We start from the raw sequence: 18,196 nt of genomic DNA, 5'->3' as shown, positions 1-18,196 counted from the left end.
CGGCGGATCAGCGTGTCAGGGGCGCCGTGCTGTTCCGCACGACCAGTTCGTGGCCCAGCGTCACTTGCCGCGCGGGGCTTTCGGCGCCGCGCAATATGTCGGCGAGAAGCTCGACCGCGCGCCGCCCGATCAGCCCCTTGGGCTGGGCAATGGTGGTCAGGGCGGGGTGGAAATAGCGCGCGATCGGCAGGTCGTCGAAGCCGATGACCGATATGTCGCCGGGACAGGACAGCCCGGCGTCGCCGATTGCGCTGATCGCGCCGAACGCCATTTCGTCGCTGAAACAGAACAGCGCGGTCACTTTGCCGTCGAGCAGGTGGCGCGCCTGTTCCACGGCGGAACGCGCCGAATAATCGCCCGCCCGCACGTGCAGCCGCCGTTCCAGCCCGCTGCGCTCCGCCGCGCGGATCGCGCCCGCCAGTCGATCGCGGCTGATCGGGCTGATCGGTGGCCCGGTGATGATCCCGATGTCGCGATGGCCGAGCGCGATCAGGTGTTCCATCGCGTCGCTGCTGGCGGTCGCGTTGTCGATATGGACGCTCGGCACGCCGATGTCGGGGCTGTATTCGCATCCGTTGACGATCGGTGCGGCCGCGCCCAGGCGCGCGAGCAGTGGCGTGAGGCTGGCGGGCAGCCGGTGGCCGAGAAAGACCAGCCCATCCACTTCGCGGCGCGACAGCATCTCGGCATATTGTTCTTCGACCTGCGTGTCGTGGCGGGTGTCGCCGACGACCACGGCATAGCCCGCGTCGCGCGCAGCCTCTTCCGCGCCGCGAATCACGCTCGCGAAGAAGGGATTGGAAATGTCCGGCACGGTCAGCAGGATCTTGCCCGCGCGCGCCGTGCGCAGGCTGCGCGCCGCGACATTGGGGCGATAGCCGAGCGCTTCGACCACCTCCAGCACGCGTCGGCGCGTGCGCTCTGCCACCCGCTCCGGCTGGCTCAGCACGCGCGAGACAGTGGCGGTCGACACCCCGGCTGCCGCCGCGACTTCGATGATCGTCGTCATGGCACTGTCATGTCGCTTGCGGTGAACCGTGTCGATAGGGGATGATGTAATCCTTTACATCGTCGTTTTGGCTGCATAGTCTGTGCGCCAAGGGCAGGGAAACTGCATCTGGGGAGGATATGCGCATGGTCGCTGCGGATGGGGCGTTGTCGGGTAGCGCGCGCCCGGTTTCTGGAATGCTCACGGGGCGCCTCAGTGCGCTCATGTTCATGCAGTTCTTCGTGTGGGGCGCGTGGAACGTAACGCTCGGGCTGGTCATGCAGACCGTGGGCATCGGCAGCCTGATCGCCAATGCCTTTTCGGTCGGACCGATCGCGTCGATCGTGGGATCGTTCCTGCTCGGCATGGCGGCGGCGCGCTTCCTCAGCCCCAAGATGCTGATGGTCACGCTGCATCTGGTGGGCGGCGCGCTGCTGTTCGTGCTGCCCCGGTTTCTCACCCCCGAACAGGGCGGCACCTTCGTCTGGCTGCTGCTCGGCTACATGATCCTGTACATGCCGACGGTCGGCCTTGCGAACACGATCGCGCTCAAGAGCTTCGGCGAGCGGGTCGATCGCTTCCCCTTCGTGCGCGCGTTCGGCACGCTGGGCTGGATCGTGGCCGGGCTGATCGTCGGCTGGGCCGGGCTTTCCGCCAGCCCGCATATCTTCGAAGTCGCGGGCGTCGTCTCGCTCGCGCTGGGGTTCTACAGCATCACGTTGCCCAACGTCCGCCCGGACGCTCCGCAGGGCAAGAGCCTGATCGCCGAGGTGTTCTGCACCGAGGCGTTCGGCCTCATGCGCAACCGTTCGTTCCTGGTCTTCATCGCATGCGCGACGCTGATCTCGGTCCCGCTGGCGATGTATTACGCCTATGCCTCGGCCTATGTCGGCGCGGCGGGGATCGAGAATGTCGGCGGTACGCTGGCGATCGGGCAGATGTCCGAGCTGGTGTTCATGTTCTCGATGCCATGGCTGTATCGCCGCTTCGGCGTGAAGCCGCTGCTGCTCGTCGGCATGATCGCCTGGGCTCTGCGCTATGCGCTGTTCGCCATCGGTGACGGGGGCTCGTCGCTCTGGGCAATCTATCTCGGCGTCGCGCTGCACGGCGTGTGCTACGACTTCTTCTTCGTCGCCGGCGCGATCTACACCGGCAACATCGCCACGCCCAAGGGCGTGAATGCGCAGGCGCAGGGGATGCTTACGCTGTTCACCTATGGCGTGGGGATGTTGCTCGGGTCGCAGATCGGCGGACTGCTCTATGCGCAGCTGCCCGCCAATCCGTCGATCGCCGACTGGCAGCATATGTGGTGGTATCCGGCGATCGCGGCCGCGGTCATCGCGCTGCTTTTCCAGCTCACCTTCAAGAACGATCGCAAGACGGAGGCGCAGGCATGACCACGATGCAGGGGCCGGCCATTTTCCTCGCCCAGTTTCTCGGCGACACCGCGCCGTTCGACACGCTGGACCATATGGCGGAGTGGGCGGCGGGGCTCGGCTATGTCGGCGTGCAGATTCCGTGCGACTCGCGGCTGATCGACCTTCGCCAAGCTGCCGAGAGCCAGTCCTATTGCGACGATCTGCGCGCGCGACTGGACAAGTTCGGGATTCAGCCGACCGAATTGTCGACGCATCTCCAGGGTCAGCTGGTCGCCGTGCACCCCGCATACGACACGCTGTTCGATGGCTTCGCACCGGCCGAGTTGCACGGCAAGCCTGTCGAGCGGCAGGCCTGGGCCGTCGAGCAAGTGAAGCTCGCCGCCCGCGCCAGCGCCCGGCTGGGGCTGAAGGCGCACGCGACCTTTTCCGGTGCGCTGGCCTGGCCCTATGTCTATCCCTGGCCGCAGCGTCCCGCCGGGCTGGTCGAAGAGGCGTTTGCCGAACTGGCGCGGCGCTGGACCCCGATCCTCGACGTGTTCGAGGAAGCGGGAGTCGATTGCGCGTTCGAGATTCATCCGGGCGAAGACATCCATGATGGCGCAACCTGGGAGCGGTTCCTGGAGGCGGTAAACAACCATCCCCGCGCGCGCATCCTGTTCGACCCGTCGCATTATGTGCTGCAACAGCTCGACTATCTCGACTTCATCGATCGCTATCACGATCGGATTTCGTGCTTCCATGTGAAGGATGCGGAGTTCAACCCGACCGGGCGCAGCGGCGTCTATGGTGGCTATGAAAGCTGGGCCAACCGCGCCGGGCGCTTCCGCTCGACCGGAGACGGGCAAGTCGATTTCGTCGGTATCTTCAGCAAGCTGGCGCAATATGGCTATCGCGGCTGGGCCGTGATCGAATGGGAATGCGCGCTCAAGAACAGCGAGGATGGCGCCCGCGAAGGCGCGCCGTTCATCCGCGACCATATCATCCGCGTCACGGGCCGCGCGTTCGACGATTTCGCCTCGAGCGGCGTCGACAAGGGGGCGATCCGCACGCTGCTCGGGCTCGACGGAGCGGCGAAATGATCCGGCATCCGCTCAAGCTCGGCATGGTGGGCGGCGGCGAGGGCGCGTTCATCGGCGCAGTGCACCGCATGGCGGCGGCGCTGGATGGCGACTGGCGGCTGACGGCGGGCGCGTTCAGCACCGATGCGGGCAGGAATGCGCGCACCGGCGACCTGCTCGGGCTCGATCCGGCGCGGGTCTATGCGACCTATGATGCGCTGCTCGCCGGTGAAGCGGCACTGCCGGAAGGCGAGCGTATCGATGCAGTGGCGATCGTCACGCCGAACCACCTCCACGCACCCGTCGCCATCGCCGCGCTGAACGCCGGCTTCCACGTCTTCTGCGAAAAGCCGATGGCGATGAACAGCGACGAGGCCCGCGCCATCGCTGCGGCGGCGGAGGCCAGCGGCAAGCAGTTCGGGCTCGCCTTCACCTATAGCGGCTATCCGCTGGTCGAGGAGGCACGCGCCCGCGTCGCCCGTGGCGATTTCGGCGCGATCCGGCTGGTGCAGGTGGAATATATCCAGGGCTGGCTGAGCGGCACCCTCGACACCGAAGGCAACAAGCAGGCCGAATGGCGCACCGATCCCGCGCGCGCCGGGCTGGGCGGGTGCCTGGGCGATATCGGCACCCATGCGTTCCACCTGGCCGAGCATGTCTCCGGCCAGCGCGTGGACGCGGTCTCCGCCGACCTCACCATCCATGTTCCGGGGCGCCGGCTCGACGACGACGTCAGCGCGCTGCTGCGCTTCGCGAACGGCGCGCGCGGCACGTTGAAGGCGACGCAGGTCGCGGCGGGCGAGGAAAACGGGCTGCGGCTGCGCATTCATGGCGAGCGCGGCGGGCTGGAATGGGCGCAGATGGAGCCCAACACGCTGACGCTGCGCTGGCTGGATCGCCCGGCGGAAATCGTGCGCGCGGGTGGTCCGGGGCTGGGGGCGACTACATCCATGTTGTTGCGCACGCCGGCCGGTCACCCCGAAGGATATGTCGAGGCGTTCGGGAACCTGTACCGTGCCTTTGCCGCGTCGATTCGGGGTGAGGGCGACCGCTGGTTTCCGGGCGTGACGGACGGATTGCGGACGATGCAGTTCGTCGAGGCGGCGATCGCGAATGCGGCGTCGGATGAAAAATGGACCAGCATCGAACCTGGAGAGATTGCATGAAGCTTTTGATGTGCGCGGGCGCGGGGATGGTCGCAATGGTCGCGGTTGTGGCGACGAGCGCGCCCACCGTCGCCCAGACGACGGCGGCACCGCCTGCCTTCGCCGCTTGCAAGGCCTGCCACACCGTCGAGAAGGGTGGTCCGAACCGTATCGGGCCTAACCTCTATGGGGTCGTCGGCCGACCCGCCGCGTCGGCACCCGGTTTCAGCTATTCCCCGGCGATGAAGGCGTCGAAGCTGCGCTGGGATGCGGCCACGCTGGACCAGTTCATCGCGGCGCCGACCAAGAAGGTGCCCGGCACCCGGATGCCGATCGGCATGGCCGACCCGGCAAAGCGCGCCGCGATCATCGCCTATCTGAAAGCGGAAAGCGCGAAGAAATGAGCGAAACGGGGGGGAAGGGGCTTTCGCGACGGACGATGCTGGCGGCAGGCGCGGCGCTCCCGATCGCGGCCGGGGTGGCGCGGGCGCAGGGGGGCGGCAGCAACGCCGCCCGCTTCTCGCTAGGCTATGCCCCGCATGAAGGCAGCTTTGCCAGCCGGGGCAACCGGCTGGAACAGATCGCCTTTGCCGCCGATCAGGGCTTCACCGCCTGGGAAGACAATGAGGCCGCCGGTCGTACGATCGACGAGCAGGTTGCGATGGCCAAGGCGCTTGCCAGCCGTGGCATGACGATGGGCGTGTTCGTCGCCAGTATGCCCAAATGGGGCCAGTCGCGGCCGATCCTCGGCGCGAACGACGGTGCCGAGCGCGAGGCGTTCCTGGAGGACATCCGCGCATCGATCGACGTCGCCAAGCGGCTGAACGCGAAACACATGACCGTGGTGACGGGCTTTCTGGACTCCCGCGTGCCGCTCGATATCCAGACCGCGCGCGTGATCGACGTGATGCGCCGCGCAGGCGACATCGTCGCGCCGCATGGGCTGGTGCTGGTGATGGAGCCGCTCAACACGCGGACCAACCATCCCGGCGTCTACATGCAGAGCATCGCCCAGGGCTATGCCGTCGCGCGCGGCGTCAACAGCCCGGGGGTTAAGATCCTGGCCGATTTGTACCACGAGCAGATTCAGTCGGGGAACCTGATCCCGACGATGGACCTGTGCTGGAGCGAGATCGGCTATATCCAGTTCGGCGACAATCCGGGGCGCAACGAGCCCGGCACCGGCGAGATCAACTATGCCGGCATCACCCGCTGGCTGCGGGCGCGCCGCTATGCCGGTGTGATCGGGATGGAACATGGCAATTCGGTAAAGGGGCGCGCGGGCGAAGAGCGGCTGATCGCCGCCTATCGCTCGATCGACGCACTGTGAGGAGAGGGGCAAACATGGTTTCGCGTAGGATGGCGGCGGCGGTGTCGGCGGGGTTTGCCGCGACCCTGGCGCTGCCGGCGGCGGCACAGGAGAAGCCGGGGTTCAAGGACACGCCGATTCTGCCGGGCGGCAACTGGCACGTCCATGATTCCGATCGCCCCGCGCCGGCGGTGGTGACTCCCGCCGCGCAGCCGGGCGGCGCGCCTTCGGACGCAATCATATTGTTCGACGGGCGCTCGCTGGATGCCTGGCAGCCGGAGCGCGCGGCGTGGCCGATCGCGGATGGCGCGATGACGGTGCCGGCCCGCACGCCCGGTGGACGCGAGAGCAACCTGGTGTCGAAGCAGAGCTTTGGCGACGTTCAGCTGCACCTGGAATTCCGCTCGCCCAATCCGCCGACCAAGACCTCGCAGGATCGCGGCAACAGCGGCATCTGGTTCATGCAGCGCTACGAGCTGCAGATCCTCGATGGCTATCAGAACCCGACCTATGCCGACGGTACGGTCGGTGCGGTCTATGGCTGGAAGCCGCCGCTGGCCAATGCCGCGCGCCGCCCCGGCGAGTGGCAGAGCTATGACGTGGTGTTCGAGCGGCCCCGCTTTGCGGCGGACGGCAAGCTGCTGCGCCCGGCCTATATCACGGCATTCCTGAACGGCGTGCTGGTGCAGAACCATCAGGCGATGCTGGGCACGACCGTGTGGCGGCAGGTCGCCAAGTACGAAGCGCATCCGGACGCGGCGCCGCTGCAATTGCAGGACCATGATTCGCCGGTGTCGTTCCGCAACATCTGGGTCCGCCCGCTGCCGGAAGCGGCGATCGCGCAGGACAGGGGAGGAGAAGCCAAGTGATCATTGATCGTAGAACCGCGCTGGCCGGCGTGGTCGCCATGTTCGGTGCGGGCGTGTTCGCGCCGATCGCCCGCGCTGCCCAGGCATCCGCCGCCCCTGCGATCAGCGAAGGGCCGCCGAGCGTCGCGGTGTTCACGCCCGCCCAGCGCGCGCTGATGACCGCGCTCAGCGAGCGCGTGATCCCGACGACGGATACGCCGGGCGCGATCGCCGCGGGCGTCCCGGCCTATATCGAAAAGCTGCTCGCGGACTGGGCCTATCCGGCGGACCGCGTGCCGATCGTCGCGGGGCTCGATACGATCGATGCGCGCAGCGTGCAGGACTATAAGGTCGCGGCTGCCAAGGCGACGCCGGAGCAGCAGGATGCGCTGCTCACGCTGGCGATGAACGACGCGCTGCCGGGCGGCAAGACCTTCTTCGAGGCGTTCCGGCAGCTGGTCATCACCGGCTATTACACGTCCGAGATCGGCATCACGCAGGAGCGCGAATATCTGCCCGTGCCCGGCGAATATAACGGCGCCTTTCCCTATTCTCAGGTCAACAAGGTCTATAGCGCATGATCAGCCGTCGTACTCTGCTTGCAGGCGCCGGCGGCGCCGCGGCCATCGCCCTTTCCGATCGCATCGTCGCGCCCGCACAGGCGGCGCAGATCGGCGCGATCGGCCTTCAGCTCTACACCATCCGCGAGATCTTCCAGAAAGACCCGGTCGCCACGCTCGAGCAGGTCGCCCGGATCGGCTATCGCGAAGTCGAATATGGCGGTGGCGGCTATGAGTCGATGGACGCCGCGCTGCTACGCCGGACGATGGACCGGGTGGGGCTGCGCGCGCCGTCGATCCATGTCGGCTATGACGCGCTGCTGGGCGATTTCGACGCTTCGGTCGCGCGTGCCAAGGCGCTGGGCGCGGATACCGTGGTGCTGCCCTACATGACCGATCAGTACCGCACCGAGCAGGGCTGGCAGGCGGCACTGCCCAATTTCAACCGCTTCGGCGCGGCGCTGAAAAAGGCGGGGCTGGGCTTTGCCTATCACAACCATGATTTCGAGTTCACGAACAAGCCGGGCGGCGTCAGCCTGTACGATCGCTTCCTGAAGGAAACCGATCCCGCGCTGGTGAAGATCGAGCTGGACCTGTATTGGGCCGCGCATGCCGGCGAAAGCGCAGCGGCGCTGATCGAGCGGCTGGGCAAGCGGATCTACGCCTATCACGTCAAGGACATGCGCGCCGACCGCAGCATGGCGGCGGTCGGCGCCGGCATCACCGATTTCGCCGCGCTGTTCAAGCTGAAGGCCAGCGCGGGCGTCCGCCACTTCTATGTCGAGAACGATCAGGCGCCTGCGCCATATCTTCCCGACATCACGACCAGCTTCAACACGCTCCGCGCGCTGCGTTTCTGACAAGCCGAACCGGGAGAGGATAGAACATGGCACCGACCAACAGGTTCGACGCAATCGTCATCGGTTCGGGCGTGAGCGGCGGTTTCGCCGCCAAGGAGTTGACCGAAAAGGGGCTGCGCGTCCTCATGCTCGACCGCGGCAAGATGGTGGAGCATGGCGAAGGCTATCCGTATGACGGAAAGCCGGCTTTCGAGGTTCCCGCGCGGAACATCATGCCCAAGCCGCTGCGGGACAGCGATTATTTCATCGCCAAATATGGCTATGTCGCGCCCAGCAGCATGGGCTTCTACAACAACGACCGGTTGAATCCCTATGCCTATGACGAGGGGAGCAAATTCTACTGGATCCGCCCCGGCGCAGTCGGCGGCAAGTCGCTGATCTGGGGACGGTGGAGCTTCCGCTGGAGCCCGGAGGATTTCGAGGCGAACAAGCGCGACGGCATCGATGGCGTCTGGCCGATCGGCTATGACGACGTCGCCCCGTGGTACAGCTATGTCGAGAAATATATCGGCGTATCGGGCTCGCGCGAGAACCTGCCCTATCTGCCCGACAGCGAATTCCAGCCGCCGATGCCGATGAACATCGCGGAGAAATGGCTGAAGGAGCGGCTGGAGAAGGAGTTTCCGGGCCGCAAGCTGATCAACACCCGCCTGTCCAACATGACCGAGGACAAGCCCGACCAGAACCGCACCAAATGCCAGTTCCGCAACCAGTGCGGCAATGGCTGTTCGTTCGGCGCCTATTTCTCGACCCAGGCAGTCACGCTTCCCGCTGCGCGCGCGACCGGGCGGCTGACGCTGACGTCGGATGCGGTGGTCACCAACCTCGAATATGATGCGGCGAAGAAGCGGGTCACCGGCGTGCGCTATGTCGACGCCAAGACCGGGCAGGCGCAGGTGGTGAATGCCGACCTGGTGTTCCTGTGCGCGTCGGCGATGGCATCGACCCAGATCCTGATGAACTCGCGCGCGCCGGGCAGCGACCGCAGCCATTTCGACACCAGCGGCACGCTGGGCCGCTATGTCATGGACCATATCTTCCGCGTTGGCGTGGAAGGGCAGATTCCGGGCATGAGCGAGTATATCGAATATGGCCGGCGCCCCGGCGGCGTCTATGTCCCCCGCTTCCGCAACATTGGCGGCGACGAGGGCGTGGGGTTCAAGCGCGGCTATGGCTATCAGGGGAGCGCGCGGCGCGATCCTGCCGGTCCGGTCGGCTTCGGCGCTTCGATGAAGCAGGGGATGCGCGGCTATGCCCCGTGGAAGTTCAGCATGGGCGCGTTCGGCGAGTGCCTGCCGTACCGCGACAACCATGTCTCGCTCCACCCGAGCAAGGTCGACCGCTTCGGGGTGCCGCTGATGCGCTTCGACGTGCAGTTCCGTGAGAACGAACTGCGGATGATGGCCGATGCCAAGGTGCAGGGCGAAGCGATGCTGAAGGCGGCGGGCCTCACCAACGTCACCAGCTATGAGGGCGAGCACGTCCCCGGCGACGCGATCCACGAAATGGGCGGCGCGCGCATGGGCGCCGATCCCCGCGCGTCGGTGCTCAATGGCTGGAGCCAGGCGCATGACGCGCCCAATCTGTACGTCACCGATGGCGCACAGATGGCGTCGGTTTCTTGCGTCAATCCGTCGCTGACGTTCATGGCGATGACGGCGCGTGCGGCGGATCATGCCGTGCGCCAGTTGAAGCACGCCTGAATTCTAACCCCGGTCCTGCCCCGTGACGGGCGGGGCCGGGTTTCAGAACGCCATTTCGAACCCGATCCGGACACTGCGCGGCTGGAGCGGTGTGATCTGGTTGCGATCGCGCACCAGGAAGGGCGAACCCAGCGCAAAGCGATTGCCGCGTGCGTCCAGCAGATTGGTAAGCGACAGCGTCACCGCGCGTCGCTTGCTGCCCACCCGGAATTCGAGCCCCGTGTCGAGATAGTCGCCCTGCAGCTGGCCGAGGATCGCGCCGATGCCGAGCGTGGATTTGCCGACATATCGGGCAAAGCCGTTGATGCCCAAGTCCAGCCGCGACGACAGCGGCGTCGCATAGTCGAACCCCAGCCGGCCGGTGGCATCTGCGACATTGGGCAGCCGATCGAAATCCGCCTGCGCCGCGTCCGACAGCAGGCCGGCCGATGCCGTGCGCGACGTGACATGGCTGTCGTTCAGGTACAGCGCGGCGTCGAGCGACAGGCTGGGTGCCACTTGCCAGCGCGAGGACAGCCCGACCGACAGGACGCGGCCATCGCCGACATTCGACGTGGTCGGAAACCCGAACCCGTCGATCAGATCGGCCTGGATGTCGCGCCACTGCGTCCATGATCCGCTGAGCGACAGGTTGAAACTGCGGCTGGTATAGCGCGCGCCGGCTTCGGTGGTGGCGACCCGATCGCCCTTGAAACGCTGAACGAAATCGAGCCGCACGGCGATCCCGCCGGGGCGGAAGCCCTGTTGGTAGCGCCCGAACAGCGTCAGGCTATCGGTCGCGCGATAGGCGAGCGCGGCAGAGGGCAGCAGCCGGGTTTCCGATCGCGCCGCATTGGCGGTCGGATCCTGGCGAAAGGCCACGATGCGCAGAGCGTCCTGCGAATCGCCCGCCAGATGCGAGTGCGTCAGGCGCCCTCCGAGCGTGAGGGTAAGCCGATCGATAGGGGCGATCGACCCCTCGCCATACAGCGTCTGCTCGTCGACCTGGTTGCGCACGCCGGTCAGCGCGACGCTGGCGTTGCGCGCCACGCCCAGCGGGCCGACGTCCATCCGCCGGTTCACGCGCGCCTGGTTGTGCAGCACACTCAGCCCCACCACCCATCCGCTGCCGTGCGGGCCCCGGCGGGCCAGCCGGGTTTCGGCGGTCAGCATCGATATCCGGTCGGTCTGCACGAACGCCGACGACGCCCTGGCCGCGACCGGCATCGCGTCCGGGGCGGCATTGGGCAGTTCCTTTCCCAGGAACTGCTCGAACACATATTGGCCGGTATAGCCCAGCGACGTGGTAAGTTCGAGCGTGCCCCAGCGTTTGCGTGCGACCAGATCGGCGAGCCAGTAATCGTTGCGGAAGGGCTGGGCGATGCTGCTCGCCCGGCTCAGCCCGTCGCCGCCATCGCGTTCGGCATATTGGCTGTCGTCGCCATCGATGCGCTGGCCGACGCCGCTCAGGTCGATCGTCCAGTCATTGCCGGGCGCATAGCGCAGCGTCGCACGGCCGCCATAGGTGCGCACCGTGTTGACGTCCTTCAGCCCGCGCTCGGTATCGTCGATATAGCCGCCATCGCCGGAGCCGAAGGCGAGTGCGCGCAAAGCGAGCGTTCCCTCGACGATGGGCAAGTTGAGGATGCCGCCGCCATCGACGCCGGGCCTGCCGTGTTGCACCGCCTGCACGCCGCCCCACGCCGCCCCCGCGACGCCATTGAGATCGGGCGCGTTGGGCACGACGCGGACGACCCCGCCCAGCGAGCCCGCGCCGTATAGCGTGCCCTGCGGCCCTTCGAGGACTTCGATGCTGCGGATGTCGTACAGGCGCAGGCTGGGGTCGGGCGCGCTGTAGGTGATGCGGCTGTTGCCCCAATATTGGCCCACCGTGGCCTGGGTGGGGCCGACGAAGCTGGAATCGGCGATGCCGCGAATGAACAGCTTGTTGCGACCGGGGCCGAGATGCGTCGAGACGACACTGGCGGCGCGGGTGCTGATCGTGTCGCTGCCATGGCCGGCGGCGGCGGTGGAGAGGGTGCTGCCGTCGATGACCTGGACGCCGCCGGGATAGACGCTGAGCGGAACGTCGCGCTTGGTGCCTGTTACCACGATCTCGTCGGTGGCGAGGTCGGTGGGCGCAGGTACCGTCGGGTGCGGTGGCGCGAGCGGGCGCGGCGGGGCGGCGCGTGTGGGCGCGGGTTCGATCAGATAGGTGTTCGGCGCCACGCGTCGCGCCTGCAGCCGGGTGCCGAGCAGCAGCCGCTCCAGCGCCTGGCCCGCCGTGAACCGGCCGCGCACCGCGGGCACGCGCTGTGCCGAGAGCCGGGCGTCGCGAAAGCCGATGCTCGCGCCGCTCTGGGCGCTGAGCAGGCGGATCGCCGCGTCGAGGCGGGAGGCGGGGAGATCGATCGGCGCCACCCGCACGCGCCCCTCGCTTTGGGCATGCGCAGGCGCGCCGATCAGCAGGGCTGCGGCGGAAAGGGAAGCGAGGGCGGCGGGCCTATCGCCGAGGGGCACTAGCCGGAACCATCGTCCAGTTATCGCCTTCCTCGATAAATCGCACGCCCAGCAAGGGGCCGGCCCGCGCGAAGACCTGTTGGGGGGAGCCCTCTAGCATGAGGGTCCCGGTGAACCGCATCCGTTCCGCGCCGCGCCGGGCCTGGATCGTCTGGCCGGTGTTGCGGCCCAGATCGCCCGCGACCTGGTCGAGCGGCGCGTCGTCATATTGGAGCTGGCCGGTCTGCCAGCTGCCGATCGTCTGCGGGCTCGCCTTGCGCAGCGCCGGTGGCGACACTGCGTCCGCGCGCGACAGGGCGTCGCCCGGATTGAGGCGGATGCGCTGGCGGCCGGCGCTGTAGTCGACCGCGCCTTCGGCCACCGCGACGTCGATCGCCGTGCCGTCATGCACGACGTTGAACACCGTCCCGACATCGATCAGCCGCGTGCCGTGCGCGGTGACGACGAACGGACGTTCGGCATCATGCTTGATCTGGAACAGCGCCTCGCCGCCGGCCAGCGCGACTTCGCGTGGTGTCTTGGGGTCGAGCGTGATCCGGGTGTTGCCGTTCAGGATCACGCGCGATCCGTCGCCGAGATCGACGGTGCGGTGCTCGCCCGCCGCCGTCGCGATCTCGCGCGGGCCGCTCTGCGGCGCCAGCACCGTCCAGCCACCGGCTGCGACGAGCGCGGCGGCCATCGCGCCACCTGCGGCAAACCAGCGCCCGCGCGATGCCGCGCGTGCGGGGGCCATCGGCATCGGGGGGCGCTTTTGCGTCAGAAGCTCTACTGCCCAGGCATCGGCGTCCAGAGCGAGGTCATAGGCGGCCAGATGCGCGGGATCGCTTTCGAGCCATGCGCTCAGGCCGTCCCAATCGTCGAACGACGCGTCCTGGACGCGCAGCGCCCAGCGGCGTGCCGCCTCGTCGATCGTATCAGGGGAAGGTCGCGTCATGCCCATTTCCCTGACAGGACGGAGCGGGTGCCGCTATTCCGCATCGAAACGTGCTTTTAGTTCGGCGAGCGCGCGATACGCCTTTTGCAGGTCCTTTTCGACCGAGCTGAGGCTGACGCCCAGATCGCGCGCGATCGCCGCCTGTCCTACGCCGTCCAGCCGATAGCGACGGAACACCTGGTCCACGCGCGGGCCCAGCGCCGCCAGCGTTTCCTCGGCCGCGCGCACGCGCTGGCGCGCGATCAGCGTGCGTTCGCCCTGCGGCGCTTCTTCGGTGCCCAGGCTGATGTCGTGCCATTCGGACTGGCGGCGCTCACGGCTCAGCATCGAGCGGCGGCGGTCGCGCATCAGGTTCTCCGCCGCGCGGAACAGATAGGAGAGGGGATCGGAAACGGGCTCGCCCGGCACCGATGCGACGCGCTGCCACAGGTCGTGCAGCACATCCTCGGCATCGTCGCCCGCACCCCGCGCGGCGAGGAAGCGGAGCAGCCGCGTCCGCTCGTTCAGGAGGACGCGCTGAAGCCCGTCGACGGCCTCAACCGGCATGACGTGCCGTGGAGGTTGCGCCGTGCGGCCCGGTTCGGTCGGCGCGGGCACTGCGACAGGGTTGCACGCCGGCATCACAGCGCCGCATCGGATGCGGACCTCGCGCCGTCGCGCGCCTTGGCGAATGCCGATATATGGGGGGCGGTTGGGGCATCGGGGGTGCGCGCAATCTCGGCATCGCCGGACAGATAGGCAAGGGGTCCCGTTGCCCGGCCGTTAAGGCGCACTTCGAAATGGAGGTGGCTTCCGGTCGAACGCCCGGTCGATCCCATCAGCGCGATCGTCTGGCCCGTGGTCACCGGCGTGCCCGCCGCGACCAGCAGCCGCGACAGATGCGCATAGCGTGTCGTCAATCCGCCGCCATGATCGATCTCGACCAGATTGCCATAGCCGCCCGCAGCGCCCGCCCGGCGGACGATTCCGTCGGCCGATGCCTGGACGGGGGTGCCCGGCGCGCCGGGAATGTCGATCCCTGCGTGCATGCGGTGCCCGCCGCGCAGCGGATCGCGGCGATCGCCGAACCCGGAGGAAAGCGGGGGCAGCGCCGGTGCGGTGTGCCGCCGGTGTGCCACGGGCTCGGACCGTGTCGGCACGGGGGCGGGCGTCATCCGTTCGCGAAACGCGATGCTGTTGCCGCCCGGCAATGCCTCGGGCGCATCTATACCTGCGCTTGCCAGCAGCAGCGCGCAGGGAAGATGGAGGGTAAACAGCAAGGGCATCGGCCCAAGGACGGAGACGTCGCGCCGATCCCGCACGACTTGCGCAAAAGATTTTTTCGCATGCGATTTTCTTGCGGAAACGCGGCGAGCGCTCCGTCCCACCTCCCAGTCGCACAGGTCGATGACATCCGGGAGGTAGAGTTGAATTCCACGGAACGCCGCATGCTGGACATGCTCAAAAAGGGCCGCGACCGCTTTGGCGTGGTCGCCGTAAAGGCCGAGTTCGAAGCCGAGGGTACGCGCCCCGACGAGTTGCTGCGGCTGCTCGAACTGACCTATCGCGCCGATTTGAAGGTCGCACTCAAGATCGGCGGTTGCGAGGCGCTGTCGGACCTCCATGCCTCCAGGCTCTATGGCGCCGACTATATCATCGCGCCGATGGTGGAGACGCCATACGCGCTGTCGAAGTTCATCGAGGTGCGCGAAAAGGCATATCGCGGCACGCACGACACGCAGTTTCTGTTCAATCTCGAAACCGAGACAACGCTCCGGAACCTGGAAGCGATGCTGCCGCTCGCCAAGGCGGGTCTGGACGGCATCGTGTTCGGGCGCGTCGATTTCACGCTGTCCCGCGGGATGCCGCGCGGCGCGATCAACGAACGCGCGATCACCGATGCGGTGCTCACCGTGGCCCAGGCCTGCGCGACGCACGATCTGGAGCTGGTGGTCGGCGGATCGGTGGCGGTCGAGGCGGGGCCGGCGCTGCGCGAGATTCGCAGCGTGCGGCTAGATCGGTTCGAGACGCGCAAGGTGATCTTCGATGGTGCGGCGGCGGACTCCGCGCATTTCGAGGCGGGGATCGCCAATGCGGTCGCGTTCGAGCTGGCCTGGTTGGAGAACAAGCGCGACTATTACCGCGAGATCGCCGACGAAGACGCTGGCCGCATCCGGATGATGCAGGAGCGCGACGCCGCAGTGGCGCTCAGCCGGCTGGCCAGCGTGGCGGCCTGAACGGATGCCGCTGCGCGAGGCTGTGACGACATTGATGCAGGGTATCGCCGGGCGCGTGGTGATGCCGCGCTTCCGCATGCTTGCGGACGGGGACGTCGCGGAAAAGAGCCTCGGCGAAGTCGTCACGATCGCCGATCGCGAGGCGGAACTGCGGCTGCACGAAGGGCTGGCGGCGCTGGGCCTGGGCGCGCGGATCGTGGGGGAGGAGGCGGCGGAGGCCGATCCCGCGCTGCTCGACGATGTCGGGCAGGGACTGGTATGGCTGATCGATCCGCTGGACGGGACCGCCAATTTTGCGCGGGGCGACGCCCCGTTCGGGATGATGATCGCGCTGGTCGAGGATGGCGTGCCGATCGAGGGGTGGCTGCTCGATCCGCTGACCGGGCGGCTGTGCCACGCCGCGCGGGGCAGGGGTGCCACATGCGACGGCGTGCGGCTGCGCGCGCGGGGCACCGGACGGGCGGTGCCGGTCGCGGCGCTGGGGACGCAGTTTCTTCCCCCCCATCGCCGCGCACAGGTGCATGTCCATGCCGAGCGCGAACTCGACCTGGTCCCGATCCCGCGTTGCGCGGCCGAGAGCTATCCGCGCGTCGCGCTGGGCGTGAACGACCTGACGCTGTTCCAGCGCACCTTGCCCTGGGACCATGCCGCCGGAGTGCTGGTGCTGATCGAGGCGGGGGGCGTCGTCACTGACTGGCACCGCCAGCCCTATCGCGTCGGCAGCGGCACCGGCGTGCTCGCCGCCGCCAATGACCGCCTGTGGCGCGTCGCCGCCGACCTGTTGCTCGGCCACGAGGCCGGGCTGATCGCATTAGAAGATTGCCTGTTATGAAAAGTATTTGGACGTCGTTGCTCGCCGGGTCCGCGCTCGCGCTGGTCCCGGGAGGGGCGCAGGCGCAGCTCGCGGCACCCGTATCGAGTGGCGGGCAGCAGCAGCAGACGGATGGGGCGGCGCGCAGCGCGGCGGCTGGGCAGGTCGCGGTTCCGCAGGCGACGCCGCGCGCCTTTGCTCCGGCCGTGCTGGATACGCCCGCGCCCGATATGCGGACGGCCCCCGAGGACAAGCCGGTGCCGCCGTCCCGTGCCGTTCCCGCCGCGCCGAACGAGTTCGAAACCTTTGTCTCCGGCGTGGTCGGCAGGCCGCTGCGCCGCTTTGGTGCGGACTTGCTCGTCCCCGGTGCGCGCGACTTTACGGCGCCGCCGACGACGACGGTGCCCCCCGATTACGCCCTCAACCCCGGCGACGAGCTGCTGCTCGACCTGACCGGATCGGTGCAGGCGACCAATTTGCGGCTGACCATCGACAGCGAAGGGCGGATATTCGTGCCTCGCGTCGGCGCGGTTGCGGTGGGCGGGGTGCGCTATGGCGATGTCCGCGCCCTGATCGCGCGCCAGGTGTCGCGCCAGTATCGCGGGTTCGACCTTCAGGTCCGATTGGGGCGGCTGCACGGTATCACCGTCTATGTCACCGGCTTCGCGCAGGCCCCCGGCTCGTACACGGTCAGCAGCCTGTCGACGTTGGTGAACGCAGTGCTGGCGGCGGGCGGCCCCGCCTCGGGCGGGAGCTTCCGCTCGATCCAGCTGCGCCGGGGTGGCCGGCTGATCTCGGACTTCGACCTGTACGACCTGCTGCTCAAGGGCGACAAGAGCGGCGACGCCGCGCTCCAGAACGGCGACGTCCTGTATGTCGCCCCGGCCGGCGAGCAGGTGGCGGTGATCGGCAGCGTCAACCACGAGGCGGTTTTCGAAGTCGCGCCGGGCGAGACGCTGGACCAGGCGATATTATACGCGGGCGGGGTAAATACCGTGGCCGACAGCAGCCGGCTGATGGTGCTGGATTCGCTGGGCCGGGCCGATGCCGGGTGGCAGCAGTTCAGCGCCGCCGAGGCACGCACGCGCAAGGCGATGCGCGGCGACATCATCCGGGTGCTGTCCAATGTCGGTATTGCGCGTCCGCTGGAGCAGCAATCGGTGCTGGTCACGGTCAGCGGCGAAGTGGCCAAGCCCGGCCGCTATTACTTCCGCCCCGGCACGCGCATGGCCGACGTCATCGCCGCAGCGGGCGGGCTGACGGGCGCGGCGTTTCCCTATGCCAGCGTCATCACCCGCGAAAGCGTGAAGGCCCAGCAGAAGATCAGCTTCGATCGCGCGGTCAACGACATGGAGCTGCAGCTGACGGCGCAGCCGGTCACGTCGGTCAACCGCGCCCAGCTGGCCCAGGCGGGCAATGTCGCGCTGATCAAATCGGTGGTCGAGCAACTCCGCGCGCGGGAGCCGAGCGGGCGGCTGGTGTTCGACCTGCCCGTATCGGCGCAGACTCTGCCCGGCGAACTGGTGGTCGAGAACAACGACACGGTGTTTGTGCCTTCGCGCCCCGTGACGGTGGGCGTGTTCGGCGCGGTGCCGAGCCCCGCGTCGTTCGCCTATCGCGAGGGCGACACGATCGGCGATTTCGTGCGCGTGGCGGGCGGCGTCCAGAAGCTGGGCGACGGCAAGCACATCTTCGTCGTGCGCGCCAATGGGACGGTGCTGGCCGATGGCAAGCGCGTGCTGAAGGCGCCGGCATTGCCGGGCGACCTGATCTATGTCCCGATCGACGCCAATCGCGGCGAATTCTGGGCGCGCTTCCGCGACATTACCGGCAGCCTGTTCGGCGGGCTCGTCGGTGCGGCCTCGATCTCCAATCTGGTGAATTGA

At 67.8% G+C, this 18,196-nt stretch carries 17 protein-coding genes; 12 read left to right on the top strand and 5 right to left on the bottom strand.

Translation table 11 applies throughout. The features are described from left to right. Window positions 1–7 precede the first annotated feature (7 nt). On the bottom strand, window positions 8–1,009 hold the full coding sequence (locus ACG3SL_RS08610) for a LacI family DNA-binding transcriptional regulator (RefSeq protein WP_448664717.1): 1,002 nt from the start codon (window positions 1,007–1,009) through the stop codon (window positions 8–10). A gap of 119 nt (window positions 1,010–1,128) precedes the next feature. On the opposite strand from ACG3SL_RS08610, the gene ACG3SL_RS08605 reads away from it, so the two are divergent. From ACG3SL_RS08605 to ACG3SL_RS08565, 9 genes are read left to right on the top strand one after another with little or no spacing between them, the layout of a single operon-like run. Next, window positions 1,129–2,385, top strand: coding sequence for an MFS transporter (locus ACG3SL_RS08605; protein WP_448664716.1), 1,257 nt, complete (start codon window positions 1,129–1,131; stop codon window positions 2,383–2,385). Then, window positions 2,382–3,446: a sugar phosphate isomerase/epimerase family protein gene (locus ACG3SL_RS08600; RefSeq protein WP_448664715.1), complete on the top strand. Its 1,065-nt coding sequence runs from the start codon at window positions 2,382–2,384 to the stop codon at window positions 3,444–3,446. Before ACG3SL_RS08605 ends, ACG3SL_RS08600 begins: the two co-directional genes overlap by 4 nt. After that, on the top strand, window positions 3,443–4,591 hold the full coding sequence (locus ACG3SL_RS08595) for a Gfo/Idh/MocA family protein (RefSeq protein ID WP_448664714.1): 1,149 nt from the start codon (window positions 3,443–3,445) through the stop codon (window positions 4,589–4,591). The genes ACG3SL_RS08600 and ACG3SL_RS08595 overlap by 4 nt, the downstream gene beginning before the upstream one ends. Then, a complete protein-coding gene (locus ACG3SL_RS08590; RefSeq protein WP_448664713.1) occupies window positions 4,588–4,974 on the top strand; it encodes a c-type cytochrome in 387 nt (128 codons plus the stop codon). The genes ACG3SL_RS08595 and ACG3SL_RS08590 overlap by 4 nt, the downstream gene beginning before the upstream one ends. Beyond that, window positions 4,971–5,900, top strand: a complete 930-nt coding sequence (locus ACG3SL_RS08585) for a hydroxypyruvate isomerase family protein (RefSeq protein ID WP_448664712.1) — start codon at window positions 4,971–4,973, stop codon at window positions 5,898–5,900. The genes ACG3SL_RS08590 and ACG3SL_RS08585 overlap by 4 nt, the downstream gene beginning before the upstream one ends. Before the next feature lie 29 nt (window positions 5,901–5,929). Further along, window positions 5,930–6,748 (top strand): 3-keto-disaccharide hydrolase, encoded by an 819-nt coding sequence (locus tag ACG3SL_RS08580; protein WP_448665097.1) that lies wholly within the window; start codon window positions 5,930–5,932, stop codon window positions 6,746–6,748. Further along, window positions 6,748–7,308 (top strand): gluconate 2-dehydrogenase subunit 3 family protein, encoded by a 561-nt coding sequence (locus tag ACG3SL_RS08575; protein WP_448665096.1) that lies wholly within the window; start codon window positions 6,748–6,750, stop codon window positions 7,306–7,308. Before ACG3SL_RS08580 ends, ACG3SL_RS08575 begins: the two co-directional genes overlap by 1 nt. Beyond that, a complete protein-coding gene (locus ACG3SL_RS08570; protein ID WP_448664711.1) occupies window positions 7,305–8,147 on the top strand; it encodes a sugar phosphate isomerase/epimerase family protein in 843 nt (280 codons plus the stop codon). The genes ACG3SL_RS08575 and ACG3SL_RS08570 overlap by 4 nt, the downstream gene beginning before the upstream one ends. A 26-nt stretch (window positions 8,148–8,173) precedes the next feature. Next, the gene (locus ACG3SL_RS08565; protein WP_448664710.1) at window positions 8,174–9,850 is read left to right on the top strand and encodes a GMC family oxidoreductase; all 1,677 of its coding nucleotides are present in this window, start codon (window positions 8,174–8,176) and stop codon (window positions 9,848–9,850) included. Window positions 9,851–9,892: 42 nt separating this feature from the next. Here ACG3SL_RS08565 and ACG3SL_RS08560 read toward each other — a convergent pair whose 3' ends face one another. The 4 genes from ACG3SL_RS08560 to ACG3SL_RS08545 form a co-directional block, all read right to left on the bottom strand. After that, window positions 9,893–12,250, bottom strand: coding sequence for a TonB-dependent receptor domain-containing protein (locus tag ACG3SL_RS08560; protein ID WP_448664709.1), 2,358 nt, complete (start codon window positions 12,248–12,250; stop codon window positions 9,893–9,895). 82 nt (window positions 12,251–12,332) lie between these two features. Next, window positions 12,333–13,283, bottom strand: coding sequence for a FecR family protein (locus ACG3SL_RS08555; protein ID WP_448664708.1), 951 nt, complete (start codon window positions 13,281–13,283; stop codon window positions 12,333–12,335). A 33-nt stretch (window positions 13,284–13,316) separates the two neighbouring features. Next, entirely contained in the window at window positions 13,317–13,829 is a 513-nt protein-coding gene (locus ACG3SL_RS08550; protein ID WP_448664707.1) for an RNA polymerase sigma factor, read from the bottom strand. 74 nt (window positions 13,830–13,903) lie between these two features. After that, window positions 13,904–14,542 (bottom strand): M23 family metallopeptidase, encoded by a 639-nt coding sequence (locus ACG3SL_RS08545; protein ID WP_448664706.1) that lies wholly within the window; start codon window positions 14,540–14,542, stop codon window positions 13,904–13,906. A 168-nt stretch (window positions 14,543–14,710) separates the two neighbouring features. Here ACG3SL_RS08545 and ACG3SL_RS08540 point away from each other — a divergent pair, with 168 nt between their 5' ends. The 3 genes from ACG3SL_RS08540 to ACG3SL_RS08530 are packed head-to-tail and all read left to right on the top strand — an operon-like array spanning window position 14,711 to window position 18,196. Continuing rightward, the gene (locus tag ACG3SL_RS08540) at window positions 14,711–15,499 is read left to right on the top strand and encodes an aldolase/citrate lyase family protein (RefSeq protein WP_448664705.1); all 789 of its coding nucleotides are present in this window, start codon (window positions 14,711–14,713) and stop codon (window positions 15,497–15,499) included. Window positions 15,500–15,503: 4 nt separating this feature from the next. Further along, the gene (locus tag ACG3SL_RS08535; RefSeq protein WP_448664704.1) at window positions 15,504–16,331 is read left to right on the top strand and encodes an inositol monophosphatase family protein; all 828 of its coding nucleotides are present in this window, start codon (window positions 15,504–15,506) and stop codon (window positions 16,329–16,331) included. Continuing rightward, window positions 16,328–18,196 (top strand): SLBB domain-containing protein, encoded by a 1,869-nt coding sequence (locus tag ACG3SL_RS08530; RefSeq protein ID WP_448664703.1) that lies wholly within the window; start codon window positions 16,328–16,330, stop codon window positions 18,194–18,196. The genes ACG3SL_RS08535 and ACG3SL_RS08530 overlap by 4 nt, the downstream gene beginning before the upstream one ends.

Source organism: Sphingomonas degradans (assembly GCF_053502645.1).
This window is presented reverse-complemented; position numbering and strand designations above follow the sequence as displayed.

What these genes read in the sequence shown, in the direction of transcription:
- ACG3SL_RS08610 (WP_448664717.1), bottom strand. Translation starts at nt 1,009, where the DNA reads ATGACGACGATCATCGAAGTCGCGGCGGCAGCCGGGGTGTCGACCGCC.
- ACG3SL_RS08605 (WP_448664716.1), top strand. Translation starts at nt 1,129, where the DNA reads ATGCGCATGGTCGCTGCGGATGGGGCGTTGTCGGGTAGCGCGCGCCCG.
- ACG3SL_RS08600 (WP_448664715.1), top strand. Translation starts at nt 2,382, where the DNA reads ATGACCACGATGCAGGGGCCGGCCATTTTCCTCGCCCAGTTTCTCGGC.
- ACG3SL_RS08595 (WP_448664714.1), top strand. Translation starts at nt 3,443, where the DNA reads ATGATCCGGCATCCGCTCAAGCTCGGCATGGTGGGCGGCGGCGAGGGC.
- ACG3SL_RS08590 (WP_448664713.1), top strand. Translation starts at nt 4,588, where the DNA reads ATGAAGCTTTTGATGTGCGCGGGCGCGGGGATGGTCGCAATGGTCGCG.
- ACG3SL_RS08585 (WP_448664712.1), top strand. Translation starts at nt 4,971, where the DNA reads ATGAGCGAAACGGGGGGGAAGGGGCTTTCGCGACGGACGATGCTGGCG.
- ACG3SL_RS08580 (WP_448665097.1), top strand. Translation starts at nt 5,930, where the DNA reads ATGGCGGCGGCGGTGTCGGCGGGGTTTGCCGCGACCCTGGCGCTGCCG.
- ACG3SL_RS08570 (WP_448664711.1), top strand. Translation starts at nt 7,305, where the DNA reads ATGATCAGCCGTCGTACTCTGCTTGCAGGCGCCGGCGGCGCCGCGGCC.
- ACG3SL_RS08565 (WP_448664710.1), top strand. Translation starts at nt 8,174, where the DNA reads ATGGCACCGACCAACAGGTTCGACGCAATCGTCATCGGTTCGGGCGTG.
- ACG3SL_RS08555 (WP_448664708.1), bottom strand. Translation starts at nt 13,283, where the DNA reads ATGACGCGACCTTCCCCTGATACGATCGACGAGGCGGCACGCCGCTGG.
- ACG3SL_RS08550 (WP_448664707.1), bottom strand. Translation starts at nt 13,829, where the DNA reads ATGCCGGTTGAGGCCGTCGACGGGCTTCAGCGCGTCCTCCTGAACGAG.
- ACG3SL_RS08540 (WP_448664705.1), top strand. Translation starts at nt 14,711, where the DNA reads ATGCTGGACATGCTCAAAAAGGGCCGCGACCGCTTTGGCGTGGTCGCC.
- ACG3SL_RS08535 (WP_448664704.1), top strand. Translation starts at nt 15,504, where the DNA reads ATGCCGCTGCGCGAGGCTGTGACGACATTGATGCAGGGTATCGCCGGG.
- ACG3SL_RS08530 (WP_448664703.1), top strand. Translation starts at nt 16,328, where the DNA reads ATGAAAAGTATTTGGACGTCGTTGCTCGCCGGGTCCGCGCTCGCGCTG.